General features: G+C 33.9%; 23 protein-coding genes. 5 read left to right on the forward strand and 18 right to left on the reverse strand.

The genetic code is table 11. The features are described from left to right. Positions 1 to 29: 29 nt before the first annotated feature. The 9 genes from sufC to B0A58_RS04455 all read right to left on the reverse strand — a co-directional run bounded on the left by sufC (position 30) and on the right by B0A58_RS04455 (position 4,225). Complete coding sequence (gene sufC / locus B0A58_RS04420; RefSeq protein WP_089080033.1) at positions 30 to 782, reverse strand: Fe-S cluster assembly ATPase SufC; 753 nt, start codon at positions 780 to 782, stop codon at positions 30 to 32. 11 nt (positions 783 to 793) lie between these two features. Further along, entirely contained in the window at positions 794 to 1,066 is a 273-nt protein-coding gene (locus B0A58_RS04425) for a Txe/YoeB family addiction module toxin (protein ID WP_089080034.1), read from the reverse strand. Then, positions 1,057 to 1,260, reverse strand: a complete 204-nt coding sequence (locus tag B0A58_RS04430) for a DUF2683 family protein (protein WP_089080035.1) — start codon at positions 1,258 to 1,260, stop codon at positions 1,057 to 1,059. The genes B0A58_RS04425 and B0A58_RS04430 overlap by 10 nt, the downstream gene beginning before the upstream one ends. Before the next feature lie 24 nt (positions 1,261 to 1,284). Continuing rightward, positions 1,285 to 1,557, reverse strand: a complete 273-nt coding sequence (locus B0A58_RS04435; protein ID WP_089080036.1) for a Txe/YoeB family addiction module toxin — start codon at positions 1,555 to 1,557, stop codon at positions 1,285 to 1,287. Then, positions 1,548 to 1,751 (reverse strand): DUF2683 family protein, encoded by a 204-nt coding sequence (locus tag B0A58_RS04440; protein ID WP_089080037.1) that lies wholly within the window; start codon positions 1,749 to 1,751, stop codon positions 1,548 to 1,550. Before B0A58_RS04440 ends, B0A58_RS04435 begins: the two co-directional genes overlap by 10 nt. Before the next feature lie 20 nt (positions 1,752 to 1,771). Then, on the reverse strand, positions 1,772 to 2,140 hold the full coding sequence (locus B0A58_RS04445) for a PIN domain-containing protein (protein ID WP_089080038.1): 369 nt from the start codon (positions 2,138 to 2,140) through the stop codon (positions 1,772 to 1,774). Continuing rightward, positions 2,130 to 2,303 (reverse strand): hypothetical protein, encoded by a 174-nt coding sequence (locus tag B0A58_RS16400; RefSeq protein WP_165766289.1) that lies wholly within the window; start codon positions 2,301 to 2,303, stop codon positions 2,130 to 2,132. Before B0A58_RS16400 ends, B0A58_RS04445 begins: the two co-directional genes overlap by 11 nt. A 26-nt stretch (positions 2,304 to 2,329) precedes the next feature. Next, positions 2,330 to 3,778 carry a Fe-S cluster assembly protein SufB gene (gene sufB, locus B0A58_RS04450; RefSeq protein WP_089080039.1) on the reverse strand — a complete coding sequence of 483 codons (1,449 nt, stop codon included), beginning with the start codon at positions 3,776 to 3,778 and terminating at the stop codon, positions 2,330 to 2,332. 117 nt (positions 3,779 to 3,895) lie between these two features. Beyond that, positions 3,896 to 4,225: a HesB/IscA family protein gene (locus B0A58_RS04455; protein ID WP_014083252.1), complete on the reverse strand. Its 330-nt coding sequence runs from the start codon at positions 4,223 to 4,225 to the stop codon at positions 3,896 to 3,898. A gap of 224 nt (positions 4,226 to 4,449) precedes the next feature. On the opposite strand from B0A58_RS04455, the gene B0A58_RS04460 reads away from it, so the two are divergent. Continuing rightward, positions 4,450 to 5,481: a T9SS type A sorting domain-containing protein gene (locus B0A58_RS04460; protein ID WP_089080040.1), complete on the forward strand. Its 1,032-nt coding sequence runs from the start codon at positions 4,450 to 4,452 to the stop codon at positions 5,479 to 5,481. Positions 5,482 to 5,578: 97 nt separating this feature from the next. On the opposite strand, the gene B0A58_RS04465 is transcribed toward B0A58_RS04460, so the two are convergent. From B0A58_RS04465 to B0A58_RS04485, 5 genes are all read right to left on the reverse strand, one after another. Continuing rightward, positions 5,579 to 6,715, reverse strand: a complete 1,137-nt coding sequence (locus B0A58_RS04465) for an acyl-CoA dehydrogenase (protein WP_089080041.1) — start codon at positions 6,713 to 6,715, stop codon at positions 5,579 to 5,581. 390 nt (positions 6,716 to 7,105) lie between these two features. Beyond that, complete coding sequence (locus tag B0A58_RS04470; RefSeq protein WP_165766290.1) at positions 7,106 to 7,510, reverse strand: DM13 domain-containing protein; 405 nt, start codon at positions 7,508 to 7,510, stop codon at positions 7,106 to 7,108. Between the two features lie 89 nt (positions 7,511 to 7,599). Continuing rightward, on the reverse strand, positions 7,600 to 8,523 hold the full coding sequence (locus B0A58_RS04475) for a hypothetical protein (protein WP_014083249.1): 924 nt from the start codon (positions 8,521 to 8,523) through the stop codon (positions 7,600 to 7,602). Positions 8,524 to 8,601: 78 nt separating this feature from the next. Next, entirely contained in the window at positions 8,602 to 8,745 is a 144-nt protein-coding gene (locus B0A58_RS04480; protein ID WP_089080049.1) for a helix-turn-helix domain-containing protein, read from the reverse strand. Positions 8,746 to 9,051: 306 nt separating this feature from the next. After that, complete coding sequence (locus B0A58_RS04485) at positions 9,052 to 10,287, reverse strand: ABC transporter permease (protein ID WP_014083248.1); 1,236 nt, start codon at positions 10,285 to 10,287, stop codon at positions 9,052 to 9,054. A 79-nt stretch (positions 10,288 to 10,366) separates the two neighbouring features. Between B0A58_RS04485 and B0A58_RS04490 the strand changes: the two genes are divergently transcribed. From B0A58_RS04490 to B0A58_RS04500, 3 genes are all read left to right on the forward strand, one after another. Next, entirely contained in the window at positions 10,367 to 11,602 is a 1,236-nt protein-coding gene (locus B0A58_RS04490) for an exo-beta-N-acetylmuramidase NamZ family protein (RefSeq protein ID WP_089080043.1), read from the forward strand. 85 nt (positions 11,603 to 11,687) lie between these two features. Continuing rightward, entirely contained in the window at positions 11,688 to 12,227 is a 540-nt protein-coding gene (locus B0A58_RS04495) for a CopD family protein (protein ID WP_089080044.1), read from the forward strand. After that, complete coding sequence (locus B0A58_RS04500; RefSeq protein WP_373863146.1) at positions 12,220 to 13,692, forward strand: PAS domain-containing sensor histidine kinase; 1,473 nt, start codon at positions 12,220 to 12,222, stop codon at positions 13,690 to 13,692. Before B0A58_RS04495 ends, B0A58_RS04500 begins: the two co-directional genes overlap by 8 nt. Here B0A58_RS04500 and B0A58_RS04505 read toward each other — a convergent pair. From B0A58_RS04505 to kynU, 4 genes are all read right to left on the reverse strand, one after another. Next, on the reverse strand, positions 13,689 to 14,156 hold the full coding sequence (locus B0A58_RS04505; RefSeq protein WP_089080046.1) for a methylated-DNA--[protein]-cysteine S-methyltransferase: 468 nt from the start codon (positions 14,154 to 14,156) through the stop codon (positions 13,689 to 13,691). The genes B0A58_RS04500 and B0A58_RS04505 overlap by 4 nt on opposite strands. Before the next feature lie 87 nt (positions 14,157 to 14,243). Further along, complete coding sequence (locus B0A58_RS04510) at positions 14,244 to 14,657, reverse strand: BrxA/BrxB family bacilliredoxin (protein WP_014083243.1); 414 nt, start codon at positions 14,655 to 14,657, stop codon at positions 14,244 to 14,246. 112 nt (positions 14,658 to 14,769) lie between these two features. Further along, entirely contained in the window at positions 14,770 to 15,552 is a 783-nt protein-coding gene (locus tag B0A58_RS04515; RefSeq protein ID WP_089080047.1) for an enoyl-CoA hydratase/isomerase family protein, read from the reverse strand. A gap of 271 nt (positions 15,553 to 15,823) precedes the next feature. Further along, positions 15,824 to 17,104, reverse strand: coding sequence for a kynureninase (gene kynU / locus B0A58_RS04520; protein ID WP_089080050.1), 1,281 nt, complete (start codon positions 17,102 to 17,104; stop codon positions 15,824 to 15,826). A gap of 160 nt (positions 17,105 to 17,264) precedes the next feature. Here kynU and B0A58_RS04525 point away from each other — a divergent pair. After that, positions 17,265 to 17,995 (forward strand): DMT family transporter (locus tag B0A58_RS04525; RefSeq protein ID WP_089080048.1); only part of this gene is annotated, 731 nt, incomplete at its 3' end.

The following is a 17,995-nucleotide window of genomic DNA, read 5'->3' on the forward strand; positions in this document are numbered from 1 at the left end:
CTTAATTTCTTAATGTTTAAAATTATATTTTAAGCTTCTTGTTCTAGTTTAATCCAATCATATCCTTTTTCTTCTAATTCTAAAGCAAGGTCGGCACCGCCTGATTTTACAATTTTTCCATTCATTAAAACATGAACAAAATCGGGAACGATATAGTCTAGCAAGCGTTGGTAGTGCGTAATTACTAAAACCGCATTGTTTTCGGTTTTTAATTTGTTTACACCATTGGCAACTATTCGGAGTGCGTCAATGTCTAGTCCTGAATCGGTTTCGTCTAGGATTGCGATTTTGGGTTCCAACATGGCCATTTGGAAGATTTCATTTCGTTTTTTTTCGCCTCCAGAAAAACCTTCATTTAGCGAACGTGACAAGAATTTGCGATCCATTTCTAACAATTCGGATTTCTCACGAATCAATTTCAACATTTCATTGGCAGGCATATCTTCCAAACCATGAGCTTTTCGTTTTTCGTTAATCGCAGTTTTGATGAAATTCGTTACCGAAACCCCTGGAATTTCTACAGGATATTGAAAAGACAAAAACACCCCTTTATGAGCTCTTTCTTCGGGAGCCAATTCGGAAATTTCTTCACCATCAAGAAAGATTTCACCTTCGGTAACTTCATAATTTTCGTTTCCAGCAACTATGGCTGAAAGGGTACTTTTTCCGGCACCATTTGGTCCCATTATGGCATGAACTTCTCCAGCCTTAATTTCGAGGTTGATTCCTTTTAAAATTTCTTTGTCGCCAATGGAGGCGTGCAGGTTTTTTATTTGTAGCATATTTATTTTTTTTATTCGTAATGTCCTTTTAGGGACAATATATCTAATATTTCAATCGTGTTTTCTTCTGTAACTTTATATATAATTCGGTGTTCTTGATTAATTCGTCTTGACCATTTTCCTGAAAGTTGGTGTTTTAAAGGTTCTGGTTTTCCAATGCCTTCATAAGGGTGTAATTGAATATCTTCTATTAAAGAATAAATTTTTTTCAAAATTCCTTTATTTCCAGATTTAATCCAAAAATCTAAATCTAATTTTGCCTTATCTGAAAAATCTATTTGCATAATTCTTTTAATTCCTCCATTGTCATCCGAACCCCTCGCCCTTCCTTAATGCTTTTTTCTGCCTCCAAAATTTCTTTTACAAATTCAGGATTGTATGGCTTCTCTTTTTTTTCAATTTCAAAACCCAAAGATTTTGCCAAGGATTTAAAAACCGCTAAATCTTTTTTCTTTACATTTTTTAATACTAGTTCCATGATTCGTTTTTTCTAAATTATTATTTAAAAATAATGCCCTTTCAGAGAAATGATGTTTAAAATTTCAATTGTATTTTCATCAATAATTTGGTAAATAATTCTATGCTCAAAATCAATACGTCTTGACCAATAACCTGACAATTCATGTTTTAAAGCTTCTGGTTTTCCAATACCTTCATAAGGGTTTTGTTGAATTGATTTTATTAATTCTGCTATTTTTTTTAAAATGGATTTGTTACCAGATTTTGACCAAAATTCTAAATCTCTTTCTGCTTTTTTTGAATATCTTACTTCCATAAACTATCCAATTCTTCCATTGAAATTTTCACATAATTCCCTTCTCGTACTTCTTTTGCTGCCTCCAAAATTTCTTTTACAAATTCAGGATTGTATGGCTTCTCTTTTTTTTCAATTTCAAAACCCAAAGATTTTGCCAAGGATTTAAAAACCGCTAAATCTTTTTTCTTTACATTTTTTAATACTAATTCCATAGTTCTAAAAGTTTAAATTGTTAAACCTCATAAATTATTACATCTACTTCCTCTATCCTTTTTAATTTTTTATCAGAAGTTAAAAATGGTATGTCATAATATTTTGCAATAGCCAGAATAATACTATCCGGTAATTTCAAATGGTATTTTTTTCTTAAAAAAATGATTTGCTTTTTTATAGAATCATTATAGTTATAAATTGCAAATTGACTCAAAATTTCTTCAATAATTAATTCCTCATTTTTTGTAATATTTTTAAACGAAAGCAACTCTAATTCAGAAATAAATGTAATACAAACATCTTTTCCTTGAAGATATTCAATCACTCTTTCATCTCCTTGAGTTAAGTAAATAAAAATATTTGTATCTATTAAAATACTACCATTCATTTCTTAATTGTTCTTGAATTTTATTAGGATCTATATCTTTAAATGTAGAAATAACGCCACTATATTTTTTGGCATCAAAACCCTTTTTAGACTTATTTTGTCTGTCTTTCAAGAATTTATCAAAATCTTCCTTCTTTGAATTTTTATTTATAATCAATACCATATTTATATTTTTTAAAAAACAATAAATTACCCCACACTTCCTTCTAAACTTATTTCCAACAACTTTTGGGCTTCAACGGCAAATTCCATTGGCAATTTGTTCAACACTTCTTTACTAAATCCATTCACAATTAAAGCAATCGCTTTTTCTGTTGGAATACCACGTTGGTTGCAATAAAACACTTGATCTTCCCCAATTTTGCTGGTTGTGGCTTCGTGTTCCACTTTTGCGGAAGCATTTTTACTTTCTATATAAGGAAAGGTGTGCGCTCCACAATTATTTCCCATCAAAAGGGAATCACATTGCGAAAAATTACGTGCATTTTCTGCTCTTGCTCCAATTTGAACCAATCCTCTATAACTATTTTGCGATTTTCCTGCTGAAATTCCTTTGGATATAATGGTTGATTTGGTGTTTTTTCCCAAATGAATCATTTTGGTTCCGGTGTCGGCTTGCTGAAAATTATTGGTTACTGCAATGGAATAAAACTCTCCAATGGCATTATCGCCTTTCAACACTACTGATGGATATTTCCAAGTAACTGCCGAACCGGTTTCAACTTGTGTCCAAGAGATTTTAGCATTTTTCTCGCACAAACCTCTTTTGGTTACAAAATTATAAACACCACCTTTTCCTTCTTTGTTCCCTGGATACCAGTTTTGAACGGTTGAATATTTAATTTCTGCATCGTCCATGGCAATCAATTCCACTACTGCTGCGTGCAATTGGTTTTCATCACGGCTTGGCGCGGTACATCCTTCCAAATAGGACACATAACTGCCTTCATCGGCAATCAACAAAGTGCGTTCAAATTGTCCTGTCCCGCCTTGATTGATACGGAAATAGGTTGATAATTCCATCGGACATTTGACGCCTTTTGGGATGTAACAAAAACTTCCATCCGAAAATACAGCCGAATTCAAAGCCGCATAAAAATTATCTTTCATGGGTACAACAGTGCCTAAATGCTTGCGAACCAATTCAGGATGTTCTCTTATAGCTTCAGAAATGGAGCAAAAAATAATGCCTTTTTCATTTAGTGTTTTCTTAAAAGTGGTAGCCACAGAAACCGAATCCACGACAATATCGATTGCCACATTGTTCATTTTCTTTTGTTCGTCCACCGAAATTCCGAGTTTTTTATACATGGCCAACAATTCGGGATCCACATCTTCCAATTTCTTGTTAGGATCCGCTTTTTTGGGAGCAGAATAATACGAAATTGCCTGAAAATCAGGTTTTTCATAGCGCACATTTGCCCATTCTGGTTCGGTCATTTCTAGCCAAGCACGGAATGCCTCCAAACGCCATTCAGTCATCCATTCGGGCTCTTCTTTTTTCTTAGAAATAGCACGAACAATGTCTTCATTCAACCCAATAGGAAACGTCTCCGAGTCCAATTCGGTATAAAATCCGTATTCGTACTCCTTGTTTTCGAGTTCAATTTTTAAATCGTCTTCAGTATATTTGCTCATATCAGCCCCCTAGCCCCCAAGGGGGGAATTCCTATTAGGGGTAAATAGGATTTTTATTTTTTTAATGTAAATAATTAAGCACTCCAACAGCTCCCCCCTTCGGGGGTTGGGGGGCTTTTATAAAGAAAAACTCTCCCCACACCCGCAGGTTCTCTGGGCATTCGGATTGTTGAACACAAATCCTTTTCCGTTTAAACCGCCTGAAAATTCTAAAATCGTTCCTGCCAAATAGAGGAATGATTTTTTTTCAACGGCAATTTTTACGTTATTATCTTCAAAAACTTTGTCGTTTTCAGTTAATTCTTTGTCAAATTTCAATTCATAAGACAAGCCAGAGCAACCTCCGCTTTTTACGCCTACTCGAACATAATCTTTAGTAACATCAAAACCGTCTTCAGTCATCATATCAATGATTTTTTTGCTAGCAGTATCAGAAACTTTTATCATTTTAATTGATTTTAGATTTTTCCTTATTTTTAATTTGTCTAAATTAGCTGCAAATATATAACATTTTTAGCTTTTTAAAATGTTTTAAAGATATAAATAACAAATATTGATATAAAAATTATCAATAAAAATTGATGATAACTTGTTAATAATTATTTTACATACCCAAATAGCATTTCGCAAATTACTTATTATATTTACAAAAAATTTAAACATTTATATTTATGAAAAAAATTTACGCTTTAGCACTAATTTTATTTGCTTCCTTATCATTTGGACAAACTCTTTTGTATGAAAGTTTTGACTATAGTGCTCCAGGTAATATTGGGGGAAATACCACAACTACTTCTGATGCAGTTGGGGCAAATAATTGGCTTACACATAGTAATACAAGTGGAAATTCGGGCACTATTGATTTGGCTTCTGGGAGTTTATCTTATACAGGACTTATGGCACCCGTTGGGAACAAAGTTACCATTGTTGGAAATAATACAACGGTACCTAGAGATGTTAATAGAGCATTTACAACGACTACTACAGCCACAACTATTTACTATTCTCTTTTATTAAAAGTAGTTGATAACACACAATTAGCTGCAAGTGATGCTTACTTTTTTGGTATTGGTGGAGCTGCAGGAACAAGTGTTACTCCTTTGGGAGCTCGTTTAGGTATAAAATCATCTAATTCGGGTGCCAATTTTAGATTAAGCATTCAAAATAACTCTGGTGGTACTCCTACTTTTACAGAAAACGCTACGGATTTAACCTTTGGCACTACTTATTTAGTGGTTGTGAAATTTGACAAGGGAGTAACACCAAATGCGGCTTCGTTATGGGTAAATCCTACTGGATTGGGTGGAACCGAGCCTACTGCAAACGCTACTAACAACAGCGGTAATGCTTCTCTTTCGACGTTTGCTTCTGTGTATATTAGAAATGCTTCAGGGACACCAAAAGCAGAATTGGACGAAATCAGAGTTGGCGAAACATGGGCGGCTGTAACGGCTGTACCATTGGCTATAGACCAAAATAATATTGTAGGATTGGATATTTTCTCTAAAAATGGTGTTTTAACTGTTACTACACCAACTCTATCAGAAAAAGAAGTAGCCATATATGATTTGCTAGGAAAGCAAGTAAAAAACACCACAACACAAAACAACACCGTAAATGTTGCCGATTTGACAAGTGGAATTTATATTGTAAAAGTATCAGAAAATGGTCAATCTGCTACTAGAAAATTATTATTAAATTAACTTTTTTCAAACAATTACTTGCACTTATTTTGTTAAAAAAAGAATTTTATATTAAAAATCCCTATTTACTTCAACACAAATAGGGATTTTTTATGGTTTATATCAAACTCCTTGAAATTACAATACGCTGTATTTCGGAAGTGCCTTCGTAAATTTGAGTGATTTTGGCATCACGCATCATGCGTTCTACATGGTATTCGGCCACATAACCATTGCCCCCATGAATTTGAACGGCTTCGATAGTGGTATCCATGGCGGTTTGAGATGCAAATAGTTTTGCCATGGCACCAGATTGCGAAATGTCTTTACCAGCATCTTTTTCGGTAGCTGCTTTCAAACATAACAAACGGGCAGCCGCAATTTGTGTAGCCATGTCGGCTAATTTGAATGCAATGGCTTGATGTTTGAAAATTTCTTTGCCAAAAGCTTTGCGTTCTTGAGCATATTTTAATGCCAATTCATAAGCTCCTGTTGCAATGCCCAAAGCTTGTGATGCAATGCCAATGCGGCCTCCATTAAGCACGTTCATGGCAAAAGAAAAACCAAAACCATCAGCTCCAATACGGTTTTCTTTAGGTATTTTTACGTCTGTAAACAACAACGAGTGGGTATCGCTGCCTCGAATTCCCATTTTCTTTTCTTTAGGACCAATATCAAAACCTTCCCAACCTTTTTCTACAATAAATGCATTAATACCTTTGTGTCCTTTGTCTATATCTGTTTGTGCAATCACGATATAAACCGATGCCGAAGAACCATTTGTAATCCAATTTTTTGTTCCGTTTAACAAATAATAATCTCCTTTATCTATTGCAGTTGTTTTTTGAGATGTTGCATCGCTTCCCGCTTCTGGTTCCGACAAACAAAAAGCTCCAATTACATCACCTTTGGCCAATGGCGTTAGGTATTTCTGTTTTTGTGCTTCGCTGCCATATTTTTCGAGCCCTGCACAAACCAATGAATTGTTTACAGACATAATAACGGCTGCAGAGGCATCTACTTTTGCTATTTCAGTCATGGCCAATACATAGGATACGCTGTCTAATCCTGCTCCGCCATATTGTGGCGCTACCATCATGCCCATAAATCCTAATTCGGCCATCATTTTGACTTGTTCTGTCGGAAATTTTGACTGTTCATCTCTTTCAATAACGCCTGGTAACAATTCATTTTGAGCAAAATCTTTTGCTGCTTGTTGAATCATTAAATGCTCTTCGGTTAAATTAAAGTCCATAATTTGATATGATATTTACGATTTGTTTAAAAAATAATGTCAAAGATACAAATTTTTTGAAAATAATATATTTTTGAAATATTTATTTTGTGAATTAAGGTAACCTCTAAAAACTCAATATTTTGATTTTTTAAAAAACATAAAATATTGAATATAAACAAAATAAGGTTTTTAATTTTTCTGCAAATCGAGTTTTTAGAGGTGTCCTTAAAATCCCTCCAAAAAAAGAGCGACCAAATTATTATAAAATGCTAACTAAAAACGTTTTATAAACTCATGAATAGCATTGGTTTAACTCATTATCTATATTTTTTAGAGGTATTCGTTGATTACAATTCATTGCTCGGCTTTCAGGCGCAACGAAACCCTAGCTGTTGTGTGCAGTTTTTTTTACGGAGTTAATGTAGTATAACCAAAGTTTACATTGAAGTCCGAACACCAAACTACTACATATTTATATACCGTAAAGTCGGTATTTGCGGGTAAGTCGTATATGTAGTTTCCATTTAAGCCTTTTATATCTCCTAAATTTATAAATCCTCCATTCACATTTGATAGATTTGAAACCAAATAAATATCCAAATTTGGACCTGAATCTGATTTAAAGTTGGTAAAGTTTAGTTTAGTTTTTTCTTTGTTAATTGTTACATTTCCACTTGTTGGATGTGCTGACGATACAAAAGTTCCCTTAAAGGAAGCCATATTGTCAATTGGTGTATTAGTAACAGTTTCGTCATCTTTAGAGCACGAAACGAAAAATGTAGAAATAAGTACTAAGCATATTATCTTTGTCAAAGCATTTTTAATTGTTTTCATATTTTTTGAATAAAAAAGTCGCTCGAAATTTAAAATTTCACGCGACTTTTAAGTTTAATATTTATTTTTTATTTTACAATAGGACAATTTACAGTTGCTCCTGCTGGTGTGCTTGTAAAACCTGTTGCAGTTGCTAAATTTGTAACAGCATTGAAATTTACATTATCAATCACTCTTACACTCCAAAGTGGGCTATAACTTGCATCACTTGGAATAGTAGCTAAAACATTGTGAGTTTGGTTTGGATTTGCAGTTTCTGTTTTAAAACCAGATGCAGGACCTGCTACATTATCGTTGAACATAACATAAATTGGCGAAACAGGAACTAAACCTGCTGTTGTAGTTGCTATTGCTTTTTCGCCAAAATTGAAATACGCTACCGCTTGTCCTTTGTACCAACCTAAAGTTAATGCACTTGCTGTTCCTGCTGTAAAACTTTTTGATGCTGTAGAACCAAATGGAACAACAGGACAGTTTGCAATTGATGTAGTCTTTGTAATAGCATAACCCGACGCCAATACTTCTGATTCACTCGTTAAACTATTGGCAACATATCCACTAGGTACAGTTACTTTATTTACTAACCAAAAATCATTATATCCTGCATCGCCTGGAATGGTAGGTATAATATTATTTTGGCCTGAAACTTGTGTTCCATCTGCTTTGAAGAAAACATAAATGTCATCTGGAGTAGTAGGTTGCACATCAAAATTATAATATTTTACTACTGCCCCTGTTCTATCAAGTCCTGTTGTAATAAAGGGTTCACTGTCAAAATTAATTGCAGCATTGGCTGCAGGTAAACCATTGGTAGCAGTTCGTACCATTAAATGACCTGCCGCAGAGCTAAATCTATCTACACTTGCTTTTGTAGCTGTGTTAATATCTTTTCCTGTTACTGGTTTTGTATCGTCGTCATCTTTTGAACACGACACAAAAATTGCACTTGCCAATAAAGCACATAATCCTAAATTTGAAATATTTTTTAGCATGATTTTATATATTTTTATATTAAGATGCAAAATTCGAACATATAAAATCTAAAAGGTGTTAGATTCCTAACAAAAAACTTATTTTTCAAATATAATTTTCCCTTTTTGCAAAGAAAAATAATTGTCATTTTCTAATTCTTTCATCATAATATTGAATGTAGGTCTTGATGTTCCGATTAGTTTTGCTATTTCAGATTGAGAATAAGGATTATTTACAAGGATTTCTCCATTTAATAGATTTTAGGTAACCTCTAAAAACTCAATATTTTGATTTTAAAAAAAAACATAAAATATTAAATTTAAACAAAATAAGATTTTTAATTTTTCTGCAAATAGAGTTTTTAGAGGTGTCCTTAAAAAATAAAGCCTAAATCGATATAGTTTGAAACTCAAAAATTGTTTTTCTTAAAATTCATTTTCAAAAATAAAAAAAAATTTTAATTATTTAAAAAATAATCATTACAAAAAATTTAATTAATATCAGATATTTCTAAAAAAACCTAACTTACCATGCGTAAAAACATTATTTTATTCAAATCTAATAGCCTTTACTGGTGATATTTTAGTAATAATATAAGAAGGGATTAGCAATACTAACAAACAAATAAATATTGTTCCCACGTTTAGAGCAATCAAATAATTCCAATGTAAATAAACAGGTGCAGTATTGACATAATAATTTTCGGGATTGAGTTTGATAATTCCAAATTGTTGTTGCAACAATAGTAAACCGATAGCTACACCATTGCCCCAACATAAACCTCTGACAATCAAATGAAAAGCATTGTAAAGAAATATTTTTCGAATGGTCCAATTGTTGGCTCCTAATGCCTTCAAAATACCAATCATTTGAGTTTTTTCTAAAATTAAAACTAATAAAGCTACTACCATATTGATGGAAGCTACTAAAATCATGATGATTAAAATAGTGATGATATTAAAATCAAATAACTTGAGCCATTCGATAATATTGGCATACTTTTCATTAATTGTTTTGGATTCTAATGTAGGCGGAATTTCTTTATACACCTGATTACCAATGATTTCCATATCTTCAAAGTGGTTGATAAAAATTTCAAAAGCGCCCACTTGGTCATTTTCCCAATGATTGATACGCTGAATGTGTTTGATATTTCCGATGATGTAAGTAGCGTCAAATTCTTGAAAACCAGAATTATAAATCCCAACAATTTTAAAATTTCTCATATTAGGTAATCCGTCTTGATTTTCTTTCATGAAAAAAGTTTGAAACGACTGGTTCAATTTTAAATTCATTTTATCGGCCAACAGTTGCGAAATCAACACATCGTTATTCAAATGGGTTGTTACATCTGGAATATGCCCTGCTACCAAATATTCTTTCATAAATGTCCAATCATAATCAGGGCCAACTCCCTTTAAAATAACCCCTTCAAATGCAATATCTGTTCGAATAATACCTGCTTTTGTAGCTACTCCTTGAATATTTTGGATGCCTTGAATATTTTTAAAATGTGGATAAAAATGTTGATGCGTCGAAATGGGTTTTTTGCTTACTTGCGATTGGTTGTCATCAAAATTTGAAATTTGGATGTGCCCCGAAAAAGCAACTAGTTTTTCTTGTATTTTTTTTTGCAAACCAAAACCCGTTGCAATAGACACAATCATCATTACCATACCAATGGCAATTGCAGCAACGGCAATTTTTATTATTGGACTAGAAATACTATTTTTGTGAACTTTAGACGAAACAAGTCGTTGGGCAATAAAATATTCTAAATTCAAAATACTGTTTTTTGATTGTTAGGGCAAATATAAAAATTTATGTTTGGTTTGATTCAAAAAGTAGATTAAAAAATAAATCATGATCAAAATAAACAAACAAAACCGTGCATTAGGCTATTTTAGTTTCAAAATCATGTTACTGGTTTCTGTATTGGTTTCTTGTAGCAATACCCAAAAAATCAATTCACAACAACCATTTTCCATAGAAAGCACATCAAAAAAAACAACCACTATTCGTACTGGTGCAGATCGACATGACGTTTATTTACCTCTATTGGCAAACAAAAAAATAGGAGTTGTAACCAATCAAACAGGTTTACTTACATCTGGAAGTCATTTGGTAGATTTTTTAATTACTAAAAACATAAATATTCAAAAAATATTTGCTCCAGAACATGGATTTAGAGGCACTGCCGATGCTGGCGAGCACATATTAGATGGTAAAGATGTCAAAACGGGTTTGCCCATTGTATCGTTGTATGGCAACAATAAAAAACCCAAACCTGAACATTTTAAAAATATCGACCTTGTTGTATTTGATATTCAGGATGTTGGTGCCCGATTTTATACCTACATTTCCACATTGCACTACTTGATGGAAGCCTGTGCCGAACAACAAATTCCGTTGCTAGTTTTGGACAGACCCAATCCTAATGGCAGCATAGTAGATGGCCCAATATTAGATCCTGCATATCAAAGTTTTGTTGGCATGCACCCAATTCCTGTTTTGCATGGCATGACAATTGGAGAATATGCCCAAATGATTAATGGCGAAAAATGGTTAAAAAACGGTATTCAATGCCTTTTGACAGTCATTGCCTGCGACCATTACAATCGAAATTTGCCCTATTCGCTTGTAGCAAAACCATCACCAAATTTGCCCAACGACCAGGCAATTAACTTATATGCCAGTTTGTGTTTTTTTGAAGGAACCAATGTAAGTGTGGGTAGAGGAACTGATAAACAATTTCAAATATATGGCTCGCCATTTTTGCCAAAAGGTGCTTTTAGTTTTGTGCCAAAGCCAAATTTGGGAGCTCAAGATCCTTTGCACAAAAACATTGTTTGCTATGGCGAAGATTTATCTAACCTCAAAAAAATCAAACAAATAGAACTTCAATGGCTTATAAAAGCTTACAAAGAAACATCAGACAAATCTGTTTTTTTTATTCCATTTTTCAGTAAATTAGCAGGAACAAATCAGTTACAAATACAAATAGAAGCAGGGTTATCCGAAAAAGACATTAGAAATAGTTGGAAAAAAGGGATTGCACAATTTCGAAAAATGAGACAACCTTATTTATTGTATCCATAAAACATTACATTAAAAAAACACATTATTACATATCAAAAAATAGTTTATATTTGAATTTTATTAATACCCAAAAAACACACTTTCTATGTTGTATGACTATCTCAAATCGTTGCATTTAATATTTGTAATCACTTGGTTTGCAGGGCTTTTTTATATTGTTCGGTTGTTTGTATATCAAATAGAAGCTCACGAAATGCCACAACCCAAACGGGATATTTTACTCGATCAATACAAAATCATGACCTTTAGGTTGTGGTATATCATCACATGGCCAAGTGCGATTTTGGCCAGTTTGTTTGCCTTTTGGATGCTGTTTATAAACTCCCATTTGTTACTTGCCGATTTTTTTAGAGTAAAATTGTTTTTTGTTTTTTTATTGTATATATATCACGGCAAGTGCCATCAAATATACAAACAATTGCAAAAGTCTGAGTTCAAATACACGTCAAATTTTATGCGGCTGTGGAACGAAGGAGCAACCATTATTTTGTTTGCCGTAGTATTTTTGATTATCGTTAAAAGTGCTATCAATTGGATTTTTGGCGTTGTAGGCATCATCCTTTTTTCGGTTATCATCATGCTTGGTTTTCGATTTTATAAAAAAATAAGAGAAAAAAATGTTTAGTCATTTCAAAATATCAATGCTATCCTTACAAATTAGGATATTTTTATCAATGATTGTTTTGATTATCGTGGCCTCGGTATTATTAGCTTCTATATCTATTGTGCAATTTCAAAATGAGGCCAAGGTCTATCATCAAGAACGGTTGGACAGAAAAGAAGATGCCATCAAAGAAAACATCAATTATGTGCTGTCCAACACTACTTATCCACTGAATGCTTCCAATTTGAAGTCGATTTTTAAGGATAAAATTCATGAATTGTCTGACATTCATAATTTAGAAATAAACATTTATAGCTTGAATGGTAAATTGTTAAAATCTTCTAAATCAACATTTTCTGTAGATGCAGTTGCTCCCCCCATACCAAAATACATACTAAAACTCGTTCAATCCTCTATCGAAAAAAGGTATGTGGACATTAAAACCATTAATGGACTCAAAAACCGTTCATCATATAGTTTGATAAAAGACGACAAATTTAAACCCATTGGCATTTTGAATTTGCCTTATGTAGAAGATGACAGTTATTACGAAAAAGAATTAAGTAATTTTTTAATAAGACTTGCACAAGTATATACATTTATGTTGTTTGTAGCATTTATAGTAGCCTATTTTTTATCTTCCTATATTACAAAATCATTAAAAACCATTTCTGACAAATTAAGCGAAACTTCCTTATCTCAAAAAAATGAAAAAATCATGTTGGAAGCCAATAGCAAAGAAATCAATTTGCTCATAAAGGCTTATAATGGCATGGTGGAAGAGCTGGAAATAAGTGCCCAAAAACTAGCGCAAAGCGAACGAGAAGAAGCCTGGCGAGAAATGGCCAAACAAGTAGCACACGAAATTAAGAATCCGCTAACGCCCATGCGATTGACGGTGCAAAGCTTTCAGCGAAAGTTTGACAACAACGACCCCTATTTGAAACAAAAACTCCATGATTTTTCAGAAACATTAATCCAACAAATAGATGCCATGAGCTCTGTGGCATCGGCATTTTCAAACTTTGCATCTATGCCTGCCCAACAAAATGAAACCCTAAATGTGGTGGAGGTAGTCAGTTTGTCTTTAGAGATTTTCAATGAAGAATATATTTACTTTGAAAGCGAATTTGAAAGTATTGTTTCAAAAATGGACAGGACCCAATTGGTTCGTATCATCAACAACTTAGTAAAAAATGCGATACAAGCCATACCCGAAAATCAAGAAGAAAAATCAATTTTTGTAAGTGTAAAAAAAGAAAAATCATCCGTTTTGATTGCCGTAAAAGACAACGGAACAGGCATAGAAACCAAGGATGTTGATCATATTTTTGAGCCAAAATTTACAACAAAAAGCAGTGGTATGGGACTTGGATTGGGGATTATCAAAAAAATTATAGAAAATTACAAAGGCAGCATTACGTTTGACACCCATATTGGCATCGGAACTACATTTACCGTAACGTTACCATTATATCATTCCTAAAACAAAGAAGTTTGTTGAGGGTTTTCATGGTTGAGCAACCATTTTTTGCGGTGCAATCCGCCAGCATACCCCACCAATTTTCCATTGGTGCCAATTACCCGATGACACGGCACAACAATCCAAAGTGGGTTTTTGCCATTGGCTGCTGCCACAGCTCTAATGGCTTTTGGGTCGCCAAACTGATGGGATAGCTGCAAGTAAGACAGGGTTTTTCCAAAAGGTATTTCTGATAATAAGTCCCATATTTTTTTTTGAAAATCGGTCCCTTTTGGGTTCAAAACCAAATCAAATTGTTGCAATGTGCCTTCAAAATATTGGTTGAGTTGTTGCACAACCGCTTGCAAACAAAATGGTATTTCGTTGCTAACGATTCCTTGATCCAAAACAGTAATAGACGAAACGCCCATGTCGTCGCCAACAATTTGAGCAATTCCTAAAGGTGTTTGGATAAAACATGTAGCCATAAGATCAATTTGGTGTTAAAAAAGCTACCTATAAGTATTTTCAGGTAGCTTTTTTTGAATTTGAATTTTTAATTTGACCCATTTTTGTTAGGAACAAAACTGGTCGAAAGCATCTTTTAAGTTTTCGGCAATCATTTCGGCAGGGCGGCCTTCTATATGATAACGTTCCAACATGTGAACCAATTCGCCATCTTTAAACAAGGCAATACTTGGCGACGAAGGAGGAAAAGGCAACATATAGCCACGAGCAGCATCTACGGCATCTTTGTCCACGCCTGCAAAAACCGTAACTAAATTTGTAGGTTTTTTTGCGTTTTCTAAACTCATTGTTACCCCTGGGCGTGCGTTTCGAGCAGCACAACCACACACAGAATTAACTACTACAAGGGTAGTTCCTTCGGTTTTCATTGCAGCATCTACAGCCTCTTTTGAAAATAAATTTTGAAAGCCCGCTTGCGTTAATTCTGCTCGCATTGGGGTTACCATTTCTTCTGGATACATCATATTTTTATTTAGATTAATTATTTATTAGACTGCAAATTTACATCGTTTTTTTGTTTTCTTGCTATATAAAACACCAATATTTGCAATTTTTTTTGAAGCACTTAATCAATTAATTTCCCGTAAAATGAGCCTTTCTTTTCTCTAAAAATGCTGTGGTGCCTTCTTTAAAATCGGCTGTGCCAAAACAGTTTCCAAAAGAAACAATTTCTGTTTGATAGCCATTAACACCTACTTTGAAAGGAGCATTGATGGCTAAAATGGCTTGAGTAATGGCTGTGGGGGCATTTTTCAATATTTTATAAATTATTGATTTTGAATAATTTATCAATTCAGTTTGCTCCACAACATGATTGACCAATCCATAACTAAGTGCCGTTGCTGCGTCTATCATACTAGCAGTCATGATCATTTCCATAGCCCTACCCTTGCCTATGAGTTGTGGCAAACGTTGCGTTCCGCCATAGCCTGGTATTACCCCAAGAGAAACCTCTGGCAAACCCATTTTGGCATTTGAAGAGGCTATACGAAAATGACATGCCATGGCCAATTCTAAACCTCCGCCAAGAGCAAATCCGTTGATAGCGGCAATAACAGGTTTGCTTAGATTTTCGATTAAATCAAATAATTTTTTTTGTCCTTCTGCGGCTAAAAGCGTTCCTTGTTCTACAGAAAAGTGTGCAAATTCTGCAATATCGGCACCTGCAACAAAAGCTTTTTCGCCAGCACCCGTTAGTAAAATGGCTCCAATGCTTGGGTCAGATGCCATTGTTTGAAAGGCCAAATGCAACTCCTCGATGGTTGCTACATTCAAGGCATTGAGTTTTGATGGTCTGTTGATGGTAATTTGACCTATTCCATCGGCCATTTCAGTTGTAATATTTTGATAATTCATGGTTGTAAAAAATTAAAAAAGTTAAAAAAATATTGAATTCTAAATATCTTCATTTTGTATTATTAAACTTAGTACCTATTGCGTTAGGGATAGCAATGGAAATCCTTTTTTGAGGCTTTTTTCGGCCTCAAAAAAGATTATTTCACAATATTATATTTCTTTTGGAGTTCAATGAACGTTGTTTGAAACGGATAGCCCGACCCTTGGGGAACGCCCAAAAAGTTATTCTTTGTATTTGTATTTATTCTATAAATTAGTCATTTGTTTATATTTATATATTTTTATTAAGAATACCTGCTTTTAAAATTTGTCCAAAGTGGTACATATCTTCAAACGAACAATAAAAAGGAACTGGAGCAAGCCTAATTACATTGGGTTCTCGCCAATCGACAATAACGCCATTAGCCATTAAAAAGTCGAACAATTCTCGGCCCTCACCATGCAAAAAAACGGACAATTGACAAGCCCTTTCGTTAGGATTTGTTGGGGTAATGATTTCGAAATGACCCGCAACTTCTTGGTTGATAGTTTGCAATATAAAATCGAGGTAAGCCGTTATTTGATTTCTTTTTTGAATTAATGTTGGCATACCTATTTTGTCAAACATTTCGATGGCAGCCCAATATGGAGCTAACGAAAGAACGGGCAAATTGCTAATTTGCCAGCCATCTGCCCCCTCTGAAGGGCAAAAAGTGTCGTCCATTTTGAATCTCGTTTTTTTATCGTGTCCCCACCAACCCGCAAATCGAGGAAGTTGCAATTGATGGTGTTTTTCGTGAATAAAACAACCCGACACATTACCAGGCCCAGCATTCATGTATTTGTAACTGCACCATGCTGCAAAATCAACACCCCATTGGTGCAAATCCAAGTGAATATTGCCAGCTGCATGTGCCAAATCCCAACCCACATGAGCCCCGTGGGCTTGCCCTTTTTTGGTAATTTGTTCAATATCAAATACTTGTCCTGTATAATAATTGACGCCCCCCATCAAAACCAGGGCTATTTCATGCCCGTGTTGGTCCAATAAGTCTAAAACGTCTGAGGTTCTAATATGGTGTTCGCCAGGACGTCGTTTGACGGTAATGATGGCATCGGAAGGGTCGTATCCATGAAATTGAACCTGACTTTGTAACATGTATTGATCAGAAGGAAATGCTTTTTCTTCGCACAATATTTTATATTTTGATGGTTTTGGATTGTAAAATGACACCATTAGCAAGTGCAAATTTACAGTTAGCGTATTCATTACGGTAACTTCGGACGGTTTTGCCCCTACTAATTTACTTAAAGGCACTTTGAAACGTTCTTGATAATCCCACCAAGGTTTTTGAGCAAAAAAGTGGCCTTCGACAGCTAAATTTGCCCAATCGTTCATGATTTCATCTATATATTTTTGGGTTTGTTTGGGCTGAAGTCCTAAAGAGTTTCCTGTAAAATAAATCACATTTTTACCGTTGTGTTTGGGAAAATGGAATTGATTTTTATAATCTCGAAGTGCATCTTGAGCATCCCATTGTTGTGCAAATTGTAAAGTATTTTTAAAAATCATGTTGTTTTTTTGCGGTAAATATAAAAAATACATTTAATATGTGTTTCTATTTAGTGCCATAAAAATTTGCCAATACACAAAATAATTTTTATTTTACAAAAAATCAAGGATTTAACGCTAACAATATTATTTTTGCCTAAAAGTATTATGACTCAAAATTATGGCAAAAGCAAACTACAAGTGGATTTTACTTGGACTCCTTTCAATGATTTGGGGTAGTTCTTTTATTTTAATAAAAAAAGGATTGATTGGGCTTACAGCGTTTCAGCTTGGATCGTTCCGAATTGTATTTGCAAGTTTATTTTTGCTGGTTGTTGGATTTAAAAAAATAATGACAATACCCAAAAAACAATGGTTTTATATCGTAGTAACGGCATTTGTAGGAACCTTTTTTCCTGCTTACCTTTTTGCAATGGCCGAAACAGAAATTGACAGTTCGATTACTGCTATTTTGAATGCCTTAACACCGATTAACACCTTAATAATTAGCACATTGGCATTCCATCAACCTTTCAAAAAACAACAATTTATTGGGGTACTAATTGGTTTTATAGGCAGTATGTTTTTGGTTTTGAACGGCACTTTTTTGCATCCAAACAAGGCCTATCATTATGCTTTATTGGTGATTGTTGCTACACTTTGCTATGCTTTGAATGTCAATTTGATAAAAAAACACCTTTCAAACCTACATCCATTAAGTATAACGACAGGAAATTTTTTGGTATTGATTGGGCCCGCATTAATTATATTGACAAATACAGGTTTTTGGCACCAGAACCATCCAGAAGTTGTTGGCACCTCGCTGCTTTATATTGTAGTTTTAGGGGTTTTAGGTACAGGAATAGCCAATGTGATGTTTTTTAAATTAATTCACTCACGTTACGCAAAATT

It is taken from the genome of Flavobacterium branchiophilum NBRC 15030 = ATCC 35035, assembly GCF_002217205.1.
GTDB classification, from domain to species: domain Bacteria; phylum Bacteroidota; class Bacteroidia; order Flavobacteriales; family Flavobacteriaceae; genus Flavobacterium; species Flavobacterium branchiophilum.